Source organism: Neobacillus sp. NPDC093127 (assembly GCF_044754175.1).
In the GTDB taxonomy this organism is placed as follows: Bacteria; Bacillota; Bacilli; order Bacillales; family Cytobacillaceae; genus Neobacillus.
In genome coordinates this window covers 332,255-346,424 of the sequence record NZ_JBIVOP010000002.1, presented here as the reverse complement: position 1 = coordinate 346,424, position 14,170 = coordinate 332,255, and the positions used below count along the sequence as shown (strand labels likewise).

10 protein-coding genes and 1 riboswitch are annotated in these 14,170 nt (G+C 41.8%); of the genes, 5 read left to right on the top strand and 5 right to left on the bottom strand.

The window, feature by feature from the left end; genetic code table 11:
* Positions 1-38: 38 nt before the first annotated feature.
* From ACIQCO_RS04895 to ACIQCO_RS04875, 5 genes are all read right to left on the bottom strand, one after another.
* Positions 39-737 carry a CpsD/CapB family tyrosine-protein kinase gene (locus tag ACIQCO_RS04895; protein ID WP_400426456.1) on the bottom strand — a complete coding sequence of 233 codons (699 nt, stop codon included), beginning with the start codon at positions 735-737 and terminating at the stop codon, positions 39-41.
* A complete protein-coding gene (locus ACIQCO_RS04890) occupies positions 706-1,455 on the bottom strand; it encodes a YveK family protein (RefSeq protein WP_400426455.1) in 750 nt (249 codons plus the stop codon). Before ACIQCO_RS04890 ends, ACIQCO_RS04895 begins: the two co-directional genes overlap by 32 nt.
* A 75-nt stretch (positions 1,456-1,530) precedes the next feature.
* The gene (locus tag ACIQCO_RS04885) at positions 1,531-2,643 is read right to left on the bottom strand and encodes a DegT/DnrJ/EryC1/StrS family aminotransferase (RefSeq protein ID WP_400426578.1); all 1,113 of its coding nucleotides are present in this window, start codon (positions 2,641-2,643) and stop codon (positions 1,531-1,533) included.
* Positions 2,644-2,756: 113 nt separating this feature from the next.
* Entirely contained in the window at positions 2,757-3,380 is a 624-nt protein-coding gene (locus tag ACIQCO_RS04880) for a sugar transferase (RefSeq protein ID WP_400426454.1), read from the bottom strand.
* Between the two features lie 14 nt (positions 3,381-3,394).
* On the bottom strand, positions 3,395-5,215 hold the full coding sequence (locus ACIQCO_RS04875; RefSeq protein WP_400426453.1) for a polysaccharide biosynthesis protein: 1,821 nt from the start codon (positions 5,213-5,215) through the stop codon (positions 3,395-3,397).
* Between the two features lie 663 nt (positions 5,216-5,878).
* Between ACIQCO_RS04875 and ACIQCO_RS04870 the strand changes: the two genes are divergently transcribed.
* From ACIQCO_RS04870 to metH, 5 genes are all read left to right on the top strand, one after another.
* Entirely contained in the window at positions 5,879-6,241 is a 363-nt protein-coding gene (locus ACIQCO_RS04870; protein WP_400426452.1) for a helix-turn-helix domain-containing protein, read from the top strand.
* Between the two features lie 59 nt (positions 6,242-6,300).
* Positions 6,301-6,417, top strand: a riboswitch (SAM riboswitch).
* 114 nt (positions 6,418-6,531) lie between these two features.
* Positions 6,532-7,644 carry a methionine biosynthesis PLP-dependent protein gene (locus tag ACIQCO_RS04865; protein WP_400426451.1) on the top strand — a complete coding sequence of 371 codons (1,113 nt, stop codon included), beginning with the start codon at positions 6,532-6,534 and terminating at the stop codon, positions 7,642-7,644.
* Positions 7,644-8,834, top strand: a complete 1,191-nt coding sequence (gene metC / locus ACIQCO_RS04860) for a cystathionine beta-lyase (RefSeq protein ID WP_400426450.1) — start codon at positions 7,644-7,646, stop codon at positions 8,832-8,834. The genes ACIQCO_RS04865 and metC overlap by 1 nt, the downstream gene beginning before the upstream one ends.
* Positions 8,831-10,690, top strand: coding sequence for a bifunctional homocysteine S-methyltransferase/methylenetetrahydrofolate reductase (locus ACIQCO_RS04855; protein WP_400426449.1), 1,860 nt, complete (start codon positions 8,831-8,833; stop codon positions 10,688-10,690). The genes metC and ACIQCO_RS04855 overlap by 4 nt, the downstream gene beginning before the upstream one ends.
* Positions 10,671-14,120: a methionine synthase gene (gene metH / locus ACIQCO_RS04850; protein ID WP_400426448.1), complete on the top strand. Its 3,450-nt coding sequence runs from the start codon at positions 10,671-10,673 to the stop codon at positions 14,118-14,120. The genes ACIQCO_RS04855 and metH overlap by 20 nt, the downstream gene beginning before the upstream one ends.
* The last annotated feature ends 50 nt before the right edge of the window (positions 14,121-14,170 follow it).

Here is a 14,170-nt window from a genome sequence, read left to right as displayed (position 1 = left end):
TCAAAGAATCTCCCTTTAAAAAGTTATAAAACAGCCTTTTAACCGTATTGGCCATAATAACTATCCTTTTTGGAATCCACACCATTAACCACGACACCGAGCAATTGAGAGTTGGCTTTTTCTAATAACTCTTTCGCTTTAATACCCCGGTCCTTTTTGGTTTTTCCACTTGCAACCACCATTACAACACCATCACTTTTACTTGCCATAATCTGGGCGTCAGTGACCACAAGTAATGGCGGTGTATCAAACACGATATATTCATACGCTTCCTTAAGTTCTTTTATTATTTGTTCCATAGTTTTTGAACCTAATAGTTCTGAAGGATTTGGGGGGACGGGTCCACTAGTTAAAAGGTCTAAATTAGGAACATATGTCTTCGTGATTGCCGTTTCTATATCAATTACCCTTGTGAGAATGCTGGTCAGCCCGTCTATATTACTGACGTTAAAGGTATAATGAACAGAGGGTTTCCTTAAATCTGCATCGACGAGTAATACTTGTTTTCCTTGCTGAGCCAGTACAATAGCAAGATTGGCAGCTGTTGTCGTTTTCCCATCAGCAGGTTCAGGAGAGGTTACTACTATTGTTTTGATTTCTTTATCTACTGATGAAAAATGCAGATTGTTCCTAATAAGCCGGTACTGCTCGGTTATCGGTGATTTAGGGTTGTATTGTGCAATTAAATTCACAGATCGTTTTTCTTTATTTTTCAATTTGCGAGACAATCGTTTCACTTCCCATCCTTTTCCTTTTGGAATATTTCCTTGCTTTTTTCTCTGAAGGAGACATTTTCTTGATAGATCCTAGCACCGGCAGTCCAAGGTATGTTTCAACATCGTGATCATCCTTTAACGTATTGTCTAGAAATTCGATTAGGAAGGTCATTACAATTCCAATAATCAAACCAACTACTGTCGCGACAGCAATATTTAATAGTGGATCTGGTTTTACGGGAACAGGATGCTCTTTTAATTCTGCTTGCGCAAGAATGCTCACATTATTGACACTCATAATATTTTGGATTTCCGTCTGAAAAACTTCCGATATCGTGTTAACAATTTCTACTGCGTTTCTAGCATTGGAATCCCTAACCACTAAAGAAAATATTTGTGAATTTTCTTGGCTGTTAATCGTAATGCTCTGATTTAGTTCCTCCACCGTTTTTGGAAAATCAAGTTTGTTAACGACTTTACTGAGAATGACTGGACTTTTGATTATCACGCTATACGTATTAATCAAATCTACGTTACTTTGCAATAAGGAATAGTCAAACTGATGCTCCGGATTTTTTTGATTGACAAGGATTTGCGTAGATGCCTGATAAACAGGTGTCATCACATAATATGAGATTGAAGCACTTATTAACCCTGCTAATACTGTTATAGAAAAAATTAGCATCCAGCGTTTTTTAAGGATTGTAAATATATCTAGTAAACTTATTGATTCCTCCATAATGCCCTCCGGACCTCTTTATTCATTTTTGTCACCATAGCAATTTCGCTTTTTCGCTAAAAAAATGTTTTATTATTACTTTTCATTCAAAAATTTCTTAATACAGTCGATTACTCTCATTTGATCCTGGTGTGTCATATTTGAACCTGAAGGTAAGCAGATCCCCGTTCGAAAAAGTTCTTCGGAGATGTTCATGTTCGTCGAATGCGGATAGTAGTGATACTTTTCAAAAAGCGGCTGCATGTGCAGCGGCTTCCATACAGGTCTTGCTTCAATATTCTCGGACTCTAGTAACGCAAGTAATTCGGTTATCGACACGTCGGTTTTTTCCTCATTTATTGTTAACGCCGTCAGCCACCGATTAGAAAACGTGTTTTCCAACTCTGGCATAAAGGAAATTTCAGGATAACCAGCTAATTCTTGTTGATAGGTACTAAAGATAGCCCTTCTTACCTTGATTCTTTCTTTCAATACCTGTAGCTGGCTTCTTCCTATTCCAGCTAAGATATTGCTCATTCGATAGTTAAACCCAAGCTGGCTGTGCTGATAATGTGTTGCAGGGTCCTTCGCTTGCGTTGCTAAAAATCGTGCTTTACTTAGCGCTTCGGTATTATCAGAAATGAGCATCCCTCCACCAGAAGTGGTAATAATTTTATTACCATTAAACGAATAGACACCAAATTCACCAAAAGTTCCGCTCGGTTTTTCTTTATACGTGGACCCAAGTGATTCTGCAGCATCCTCTACGATAGGAATCTTGTGTTTATGACAAATGGCTGCAAGTTCTTCCATCTTGGCAGACTGTCCATACAGATTCACGATGATCACAGCTTTTGGCAATTTTTTGGCTATCACCGCTTCCTTAAAAGCTTCTTCCAGTGCTGAAGGTGACATATTCCATGTGTCTGGTTCCGAATCAATAAAGACAGGCTCTGCACCTTGATAGAGGATGGGATTAGCGGTCGCTACAAAAGTAAGGCTTGAGCAAAATACAGTATCCCCTTTTTGTACCTCTAATAAAGAAAGAGCCAAATGAAGCGCTGCAGTTCCTGAACTGACAGCTACAGCTCCATTGGCTCCTATGTAACTAGCTATTTCCTTTTCAAAGGCATCCACATTTGGTCCTAAGGGGGCTATCCAATTCGATTCGAACGCCTCATTAATGTATTTCATTTCAGTTCCGCTCATATGCGGCGGAGACAGGAAAATTCGACTTTTCTTTTCTGTTTGTAACAAATCATACACCTCCAATTCATATCATTAATCTAGTAAATTATCAGAATATGAGTGGTTCACCAACATTACAATATATATTCTTGCCGCTCTTTTTCTTTTTCTTCTGTACCCGTAAATGAAGCCATTGGTTCATCTTCAGCTTGGTTAACGTCTTTTGGCCAAACAACCTTTATTATCGTTAACACTAAAATTTTCAAATCAAGTGACAGTGTTTGATGATTTACATACCAAACATCCAGTTCAAATTTTTCTTCCCATGTAATCGAGTTTCGCCCATTAACCTGGGCCCACCCAGTAATTCCCGGTCTAACGAGATGCCTTTTTGCCTGTTCTTCTGTATATAATGGAAGATACTCCATTAATAATGGTCTAGGTCCCACCAAGCTTACATCACCTTTTAATACATTAAGTAGTTGTGGGAGTTCATCAAGACTATACTTCCTTAAAAAGGCTCCAAAAGGAGTCATTCGTTGAAAATCAGGCAGAAGCCGTCCATTGCTATCCTTCCGTTCATTCATACTACGGAACTTAAGCAGGTAAAAAGGCTGCCCATTCAATCCCGGTCGAAGCTGCTTGAAAATGATCGGGGATCCAAGTTTATATTTGACCAAAATGCCAATGAATAAAATGATTGGGGTAAAAATAGCTAATAATAATAATGAAATAAGGATATCCAGCATTCGCTTCATCTAACTGCCTCCCCTTACATTAAGACTGACAATTTTTGTTTCTCTTCTTTTTGGTTGGCTAGAAACAAAAGGCTTTCTCTGATTTCCTCTTTTTCCAGGTTTGGATATGTTATCAAAAATTCTTCGATTTCTTGGATATAAAGCTCCGAAGTTTTGCCAATATAAATTTTGGGGTAGATTTGTTCATCATGTACCTCATCTTCTTTTAATAGTTCTTCGAATAGCTTCTCCCCAGGTCTTATCCCGGTAAAATCGATCCCGATTTCATCAACAGAATTTCCGGATAATTTGATTAAATTCTTGGCAAGGTCAACAATTTTCACCGGTTCTCCCATATCTAACACAAAGATTTCCCCGCCTTTGGCAAGGGCACCAGCCTGGATGACAAGTCCAGACGCTTCTGGAATCGTCATGAAGTAACGGACCATATCAGGATGGGTAACAGTAACAGGACCCCCCTTTTCTATTTGCCTTTTAAATAAGGGAATCACACTTCCGCTGCTTCCTAGGACATTGCCAAAACGAACGGCGACAAATTTGGTATTGCTTCTTCTATCCTCTGATTGAATGATCATTTCTGCCAGCCTTTTCGTGGCTCCCATTACGCTCGTTGGATTAACAGCTTTATCAGTCGAAATCATCACGAATGTTTTAACTCCATTCAAGCTGGCTGCATTTGCTGCATTGATGGTCCCAATCACATTATTCTTCACTGCCTCTTCAGGGTTGTGTTCCATCAGTGGGACGTGCTTATGTGCAGCCGCATGATAGACAACATCCGGTCGATAGATTCTCATCACTGCTGCCATTTTAGCGGCATCTTGTAAGTCGGCAATTTCCGTTATAAATTCAATCGTTGATTCTCCGAAGCATTCCTTTAGTTCCATTTCAATCGAATAAATACTATTCTCACCATGTCCTAATAGAATCAATTGTTCAGGTGAAAAAATAGCAACCTGTCGGCAAATTTCCGAACCAATCGATCCTCCCGCACCGGTTACCAACACCTTTTTTCCCGTAATGTATTTTGATATCGCGGCAATATCCAAATGGATGGGTTCCCTGCCTAAAAGATCCTCCACTTGGACATCACGAAACTGACTAACAGATATCCGTCCTGTTACTAAATCCTCAAGCATCGGGAGTATTTGCGTTTTTGCAGAAGTCTTTGCACATTCTTGAAAAATAATATTTAACTCTTTTCTACTTAAAGAAGGGATGGCAATAATAATGTTCTCGATTTGCAAATCTTGAACTTTCTCTTCTATCGTACTTACCCCGCCGAGGACCGGGATTCCTAAAATATCTAATTTTTGTTTATTCATATCATCATCAATAAATCCTACAGGAAGAAGATGGGCCTCTTGACTTTTTAACAGCTGCCTGGCCACCATTGCTCCAGCTGAACCAGCCCCAACAATGAGTGTTCTTTTTTTATTCTGATTTCTTTTCATAAAGGAATCGCGGTACACCCTCCAGCAAAACCGAGAACCGCCAATTAACAAGATATTAACTGACCACGTTACCCCCAGAAGCCTAAAGGGGATCTCATGGAGGAGCAGCTGCGTCAATAATCCTGTCAAAAGTATGGAAGATGTCACAATTTTAACGATAATTACTAATTCTCCGACACTAGCATACTCCCACGCCTTTTTATACAGCTTAAAAACTAACGAAAAAAAGTGATGGCTAGTCAAGATGGATAGCGTGAGGACCATCATTGGAACATGAAAGACATAAGAAGCATCGACCAAGAACCTGCTGATAAAAATGGCTGATGTGACAATACAAGAATCTACCAAAAAGAACATAGACATCCTTTGCCGATAGGTCATTTTCTCGCTCCTTTAATTTCTATTAATGATAAAAAGATTAAAAGCTTTGATTATAGCGGCTTTCTTAGCCATTATCATCAAAACCATTAATCAATTGGTTTGGGGCATCTAACCCCTCCTCACATCACACTCTTGACGACTAGCGTCTAAGGTTATAAACCCACAGTATGACCGAGTGCCTTCATTGATAGCGGTAAGAAGGCGTCACCAAAATTATATTTTAAAGAACGCATTGTCCTTCATAAAGAACAAGCAAGCAAAAAAAGATTGCCTTTACCAGGAATAATTTTGCATGAATAACTAAGCCGATAATCTGTATACCCTTATATTAATTCTTTATATAGAACAAGTCAATTCATTATTATTATTACATTTCAATAATTATTAATGGATTAAGTTTTTAAAAAATCTGTGTCATCCTTGAATTTTAGCGAAGTAATTGGATGTATGTTTCCTCTATATAATATTTACGCACTAGCAAAATATATCTGTTTATTAAAATTTATCTTAACCCAATAAATTAATTCTTTAAAAAGAACGATTTGTGGTTTATAATATCAGTAATGTGACATAGTTTCATTAAATTTATTCGAGTATTCTGCAACTGATCCTTATGCAATCATTTATACATACACATTAAAATTTGTTTAAAAGGAGAAGCCTATGATTGGAACACGAATTAAAGAAGTACGAGAGCAAAAGGGATATACCCTTACAGAACTTGCTGACCTTGCCAATGTCTCTAAATCTTATTTAAGCAACATCGAGCGGAGTCTTAATAAAAATCCATCTATTCATTTTCTAATGAAGATTGCCAAACCATTACATGTTTCAATTGAATATTTATTGACTGGAATCAATCAATTAGAATCACAGTGGAATGCAAACGGGAAGGAACTTCTGGACAAAGAGTGGCAGGGAATAATCGAAAAGGCTATTATCGAAGGAATGAATAAAGAAGATTTTATCGAATATATAAATTTTATTAAATTTAAAAACTGGGAAAAAAACAATAAGTTTGATTAAAACAGATTGACACACCGCTTTCAATGTAGTAAATTTTATAAATAATCTAAATAAATGATTTCTTATCAAGAGAGGTTGAGGGAATGGCCCTGCGACGCCTCAGCAACCATCAATGGCTTGTCCATTGAAAAGGTGCTAAGTCCTGCAAATTAGTTTGCTAATTTGCGAGATAAGAAGAATGACTTTTTTGTAGTATTTACAAAAGCCTTCTTCTTATAGAAGGCTTTTTCTATTGGAAAAGCGGAGTCGCTCGCGATTAACCATTCCCATCATTAAAGGAGAGTGCATCCATGTACAAAATTGAAACGAAACTTGCCCAAATTGGAAATCGCAGTGAAACTGTGACTGGAACGGTGAATCCGCCGATATATTTTTCAACAGCCTATCGCCACGCGGGAATTGGGCAATCGACTGGCTTTGATTATATTCGGACTGGAAACCCTACAAGACAAATTCTTGAAAAGGCAATTGCTGATTTAGAAAACGGTGAACAAGGATTTGCCTGCAGTTCAGGTATGGCTGCCATTTTCACGGTGCTTTCTTTGTTCCAATCTGGTGATGAATGGTTAGTGAGCGAAGATTTATATGGCGGCACCTATCGTTTGTTAGAACAAGGTTTTAAGAAGTGGGGCTTAAAGACGCAATATGTGAATACCTGTTGTCCGGAAGAGGTCGAACGGAGAATTACCCCTTCCACAAAGGCCATCTTTCTAGAGACCCCCACAAATCCCCTGATGCAGCAGGCAGATATTGCCGCGATCTCAGAAATTGCTAAGAGGCGCGGTGCTTTGCTGATCGTAGACAACACCTTTTATACTCCGTTATTGCAGCAGCCCATCCTGCTTGGAGCCGATATTGTCATCCATAGCGCAACAAAATATTTAGGCGGCCATAATGATGTGCTGGCGGGCCTTATCGTTGCCAAAGGAAAAGAGATTTGTGAAGGTTTAGCCCTTCATCATAACGGGGCCGGCGGTGTGTTAAGTCCGTTTGATGCTTGGGTGTTAATGCGCGGGATGAAAACATTAGCGCTTCGGATGGAACGCCATGAGAAAAATGCAAAGGCGGTTGTCGAATACCTTTCCAACCATGAAAGTGTTGCAGATGTTCTTTATCCTGGTAAGGGAGGAATGGTGTCATTCCGATTGAAAGAAGAAGCTTGGGTAAATCCATTTCTTCAAAATATCGCTCTGATAACTTTTGCTGAAAGCCTTGGCGGCACGGAGAGTTTGATTACCTATCCGGCAACGCAAACCCATGCCGATATTCCTGAAGAAATTCGCCTTCAGCAAGGAGTCGACAATTGTTTATTACGTTTTTCCGTTGGAATCGAGGATGCCGGTGATTTAATCCAAGATCTGGATCTTGCTTTTGCTAAAATGAAAGAAGGGGTGATTGCCTAATGGCACGTGTTGAATATAGCTTTCAAACAAAACTCCTTCATAATCAGCACAAGGTCGATCCAACTACAGGGGCTGTAAGTGTACCAATCCAACATGCCTCTACCTTCCACCAATCTGATTTCGATCAGTTTGGCAAGTACGATTATGGCCGCAGTTTAAATCCGACAAGGGAAGCACTGGAGGATGTAATTGCGGAACTCGAGGGCGGGTTAAAAGGATTTGCCTTTTCTTCAGGTATGGCCGCGATTTCGACGGCATTCCTTCTGCTTTCAGCAGGAGACCATATTGTTATTACCGAAGATGTTTATGGCGGAACGTTCCGGATGGTTTCACAAGTTCTTCCTCGGTTAGGAATTGACCATACATTTGTCGATATGACAGATTTAGACGCAGTAAAGCAGGCGATTCAACCAAATACAAAAGCTTTTTATATGGAGACACCCTCTAACCCATTAATGAAAGTCACGGACATTGGAGCCATTTGTGAGTTAGCGAAGGAAATCGATGCGATCACTTATCTCGATAATACGTTCCTTACCCCTGCCCTGCAAAAACCGTTGGCGTTAGGAGTTGATGTTGTCCTCCATAGTGCGACCAAATTTCTATCAGGGCATAGTGACGTGGTAGCAGGACTTGCCGTCGTGAAGGACGAAGATTTGGCTAAACGATTAGGCTTTTTGCAAAATGGGTTCGGGGCCATCCTCGGAGTTCAAGATGCCTGGCTTGTTTTAAGAGGGATAAAGACACTTCACGTTCGTTTGGAACAATCGCAAAAATCAGCTCTTAAGCTAGCAGAATTTTTAGATGCTCATCCGCTCGTTGAAAAAGTATATTATCCTGGCCTTGTCAGTCATCCACAATATCAGATTCAGAAGGATCAAGCGGGTGGTCCGGGAGCTGTCCTATCCTTTGAATTGGCTGACGAAGATGCACTTCGAATCTTTCTTGCTAACGTAAAAATACCTGTTTTTGCCGTCAGTCTCGGTGCGGTTGAATCGATTTTATCGTATCCAGCTAAGATGTCACATGCGGCAATGCCGCAAGCAGAAAGAGAAAAGCGCGGCATAAAAAACAGTCTGATTCGTCTATCGGTTGGACTTGAAAATCATGACGATCTAATTAAGGATTTTTCCAAGGCACTTGAACTTGTTAGTGAAAAACAATTGGTGTTACGAGGAGAATTACAATGAGCTTTTTAGAAAAATTAAATAAGCAAATCTTAATCGCGGATGGAGCAATGGGGACGCTTCTATATTCCTACGGTACGGACTGCTGCTTCGAGGAATTGAATCTTTCTCAGCCAAGACAAATCCAAAATATTCATAAGGCCTATATTGATGCCGGTGCAGACGTTATCCAAACCAATACGTATGCGGCCAATTATTTGAAGCTTCAGCGCTATGGTCTCGAGGATTCGGTGAAGGAAATGAACAGTGCCGCGGTTCGTAACGCCAAAAAGGCTGCCCAAAATAATGCCTATGTGCTTGGAACGATTGGCGGGAATCGCGGCGTTAAGCCTGATTCTGTTTCCCTCGAGGAATTAAAGCGGAGCTTCCGTGAACAATTATATTGTCTTTTGCTCGAAGGGGTCGATGGGTTGTTATTGGAAACCTATTACGACCTTGAAGAGCTTGAAACGATTCTTACGATTGCCCGGAAGGAAACGGAGCTGCCCATCATTGCCCAGGTCTCGCTTCAAGAGCCTGGAATTTTGCAAAATCAAATGCCTGTTAACGAGGCATTAACGAGACTTGAAGGCCTTGGTGCCGATGTCATTGGACTCAATTGCCGGCTTGGACCGCACCATATGCTGCTGGCACTTGAGCAGATTGAACTCCCGAAGCATGCCTTTCTTTCCGCCTATCCTAATGCCAGTCTGCCAGCTTACACGGACGGGAAGTTTCATTATGAGGGGGATGCGGATTATTTCCGCCAATCTGCGCAAAGCTTTAGAACTCAAGGCGTCCGTCTTCTCGGAGGCTGCTGCGGCACAACGCCTGAGCACATCAGGGCGTTTGCTTCAGAATTAAAGAATGATGTTCCGGTTACTGAAAAGGTAGTAAAATTAAAACCAAAGAAGATTGTCGTAGAACCTTCTGCTGTAAAAAGGGAGTTCTCCCCTCTTCAGGAAATTGTCAAGGAGCGGCCATCGGTGATCGTCGAATTAGATCCACCCCGGAAGCTGGATACTTCAAAGTTTTTCGAAGGGGCTAAAGCTTTAAAAGAGGCAGGAATTGATTCCATAACACTTGCGGATAATTCGCTTGCGACAGTAAGGATTTCAAACGAATCACTGGGCTACTTGGTAAAACAGGAATTAGGGATGCGGCCGCTGATTCATATCGCCTGCCGAGACCGTAATATCATTGGCCTCCAATCGCATTTAATGGGGCTGCACACACTTGGGCTGAATGATGTTCTCGCGATTACCGGTGATCCTGCCCGGGTTGGCGATTTTCCAGGTGCATCATCTGTTTACGATGTTTCCTCGTTTGAGCTGATTCAAATGATTAAGCAGCTGAATGAAGGGTTGTCTTTTTCCGGAAAAGATCTCGGGCAAAAGACTGATTTTAGCATTGCCGCTGCCTTTAACCCGAATGTCCGCTCATTAGACAAAGCAGTCAAGCGCCTAGAGAAAAAGGTTCATTTCGGGGCTGATTACTTTATCTCTCAGCCTATTTTTTCTGAAGAAAAGTTAATTGAAGTCTATGAACATACAAAGCATCTTGAGGTACCTGTCTATATTGGTTTAATGCCGCTTTTAAATAGTAAGAATGCTGAGTTCCTTCATAATGAAGTGCCTGGAATTAAAATTGCCGATTCGATTCGGGAGCGGATGGCTCTGTTAAATGATCACCCGCTTCAAGCAGTCCGGGTAGGAATTGATATTACCAAATCATTAATTGATGCGGCACTAGATTTATTTAACGGGATTTATTTAATTACACCATTTTTACGCTATGAACTGACTGCCGAGCTGGCTGTCTATGCCCGGCAGCGTGCAGCAGAATTGAGGGGGAACATCTATGCCGAAAACACCATTTAATGAGCAGCTAAAGAAAAGAATCCTCGTCATGGACGGGGCAATGGGAACGATGATTCAACAAGCCAATCTTAGTGCTTCGGATTTTGGCGGAGAACAGTATGAAGGCTGTAATGAACACTTAAATTTAACCGCTCCTTCTGTTATTGCCAGAATTCACCGCGAATACTTGGAGGCTGGTGCTGATATTATTGAAACGAATACGTTCGGAGCAACAAGCATTGTGCTTGATGACTATGAGCTGGGATTTAAAGCATATGAGCTTAATAAAATTGCCGCAATGATTGCTGTCAGGGAAGCAGTAAAGGCATCTACCGATGAGTGGCCCCGGTATGTGGCGGGCTCGATGGGTCCGACGACGAAAACATTAAGTGTTACCGGTGGTACAACCTTTGATGCCCTTGCTGCTTCTTACGAGGAACAGGCAATCGGCTTAATTGACGGCGGGGTCGATTTGCTCCTGCTGGAAACGAGCCAAGACATGCTAAATGTGAAAGCGGGCTTTGTCGGGATTCAAAGGGCTTTTGGAAAAACAGGCAAAACATTGCCGCTGTTTATTTCGGGAACCATCGAGCCAATGGGGACGACGCTTGCGGGACAAACGATCGAATCATTTTATATTTCGGTTGAGCATATGAATCCGGTTGCGGTTGGATTGAACTGCGCAACTGGTCCTGAATTTATGCAGGATCATGTCCGGTCACTTTCCGGTCTTGCCTCTGTTGCAGTCAGCTGTTATCCGAATGCCGGATTGCCAGATGAAGAGGGCCACTATCATGAAACACCTGAAACACTGGCGAAAAAGCTGTCTGACTTTGCCGCTCATGGCTGGCTGAATATTGTTGGCGGCTGCTGTGGGACAACACCTGACCATATTCGGGCGATTGCTGAGGCGATGAAGAATTATCAGCCGAGGGAAGTGCTGCAATCCAATGTTCATATGGTTTCCGGCATTGAACCATTCGTTTATGATGACCCAACACTAAGACCAATTTTGGTTGGGGAACGGACGAATGTGATTGGTTCACGCAAATTTAAACGGTTAATCACGGAAGGTAAATTTGAAGAAGCAGCGGAAATTGCCCGGGCACAGGTAAAAGGCGGGGCACATGTGATTGACCTTTGCCTCGCGGATCCTGACCGTGAGGAAATCGTTGATATGGAAAACTTCATTAAAGAAGTAGTTAAGAAAATTAAAGTTCCTTTGGTGATTGATTCAACAGATGAAAAGGTCATTGAACGGGCTCTTAAATATTCGCAAGGAAAGGCCATTATTAATTCAATAAACCTTGAGGACGGGAAAGAGCGGTTTGAAGCAATTGTACCTTTGATTCATCGCTATGGTGCTGCTGTCGTCGTTGGGACCATCGATGAAGAAGGAATGGGCGTTACGTCCGAGAGGAAACTGGCAATAGCTAAACGTTCTCATGACCTGTTAGTGAATAAATACGGCCTTAAACCACAGGATTTAATTTTTGACCCGCTTGTTTTTCCGGTTGGCACGGGTGATGCCCAATATATCGGCTCTGCTAAAGCAACGGTTGAAGGTATTAGATTAATCAAAGAGCAGCTTCCGGGCGTACAGACGATTCTCGGTGTAAGTAATGTATCCTTTGGGCTTCCGCCTGTTGGCAGAGAAATTCTCAACTCCGTGTATCTATACCACTGCACCCTTGCCGGTCTTGATTATGCGATTGTTAATACGGAAAAACTGGAGCGCTTTGCTTCGATTTCCAAGGAAGAAGTTCAATTGGCGGAATCGCTTCTTTTTGATACAACAGATGAAACGCTTGCGACCTTTACTGAATTTTATCGCGGCAAAAAGAAGGAATCGAAGGTAACCATACCAAATATGAGCTTGGAAGAGCGGCTTGCCTATTATGTGGTCGAAGGTACGAAAGAAGGCCTGCTTCCAGATTTAGATCTGGCCCTTGAAACCTATCCTGCCCCGCTGGATATTATTAATGGCCCGTTAATGAATGGAATGAAGGAAGTTGGCCGACTTTTTAATGATAACCAGTTAATTGTTGCCGAGGTGCTGCAAAGTGCAGAGGTAATGAAAGCGGCAGTATCGCATTTAGAGCCGCATATGGAGAAAGGCGATGTCTCCGCTTCTAAGGGAAAAGTCATTTTAGCAACCGTCAAAGGGGATGTTCATGATATCGGGAAAAACTTAGTTGACATTATTCTTAGCAATAATGGCTACGATGTTCATGATCTAGGAATTAAGGTTACTCCTACCGAGCTGGTTCAAGCAATTCGTGAGGAAAAACCGGATTTTGTTGGGCTATCTGGTCTGCTGGTGAAATCGGCGCAGCAAATGGTGTTAACCGCTCAGGATATGAAGGAAGCAGGAATCTCATTGCCGATTTTAGTCGGCGGCGCTGCCCTTTCCCGGAAATTTACGGATACGAAAATTGCCAAAGAATACGAAGGGCTTGTTCTTTATGCGAAGGATGCGATGACTGGACTGTCGCTTGCCAACCAGCTGCAATCACCCGAGGAACATCAAAAGCTGCTTGATGAAAAACAAGAAAAGCTGGCCGCAATAACCGTTCCTCTTGAATTGCCAAGCCGGTCAGCTGTGTCTGTGGCTGTGAAAGTAAAGCCTTCCGTCTCAACCGAAGTACCGGTCTTTACGCCAATGGATACGAAAAGACATATTCTAAAATCTTATTCGCTGTCCCATATTGAACCGTATATCAATATGCAAATGCTGCTTGGGCACCATCTTGGCGTGAAGGGAAAAATTGCAAAATTGATTGCTGAGAAGGACGAAAAGGCTTTAAAGGTAAAAAATGTGGTTGATCAATTACTTGAAGATGCCAGTTCGAACAACTGGATTACTCCGGCGGCTGTTTATCGATTTTTCCCAGCACAATCGGATGGGAACAAGGTAATTATTTATGACCCGGAAAATCTGGTCAATATTATTGAAACATTTGAGTTCCCGCGCCAGGGGTCAGCACCGCATCTTTGTTTAGCTGATTTTGTAAAATCGGTTGACAGCGGCGTTATGGATTATGTTGGCTTTTTTAACGTGACAGCCGGGAAAGGAATTCGCGAAAAAGCCGACCAATTGAAGGCAGACGGACGTTTCCTTGAATGCCATGCACTTCAATCTCTGGCTTTGGAGACTGCAGAAGGCTTCGCGGAGTTAATTCACCGACAGATGCGCGACCGCTGGGGATTCCCGGATCCGCTTGATTTTACGATGCAGGATCGTTTTGCCGCTCATTATCAAGGTCAGCGATTTTCGTTTGGCTATCCGGCTTGTCCGGATTTAGAAGATCAAAAGAAATTGTTCAAATTGCTTCGGCCAGAAGATATCGGTGTGCAGTTAACTGACGGTTGTATGATGGAACCGGAAGCGTCGGTTTCCGCAATGGTGTTTGCCCATCCTGAGGCAAGGTATTTTAATGTGTTGAGATAAGATTTTTAAGTGATTCCGCGGAGTTAGGCTGTCCCTTCCGCGGGATTTTT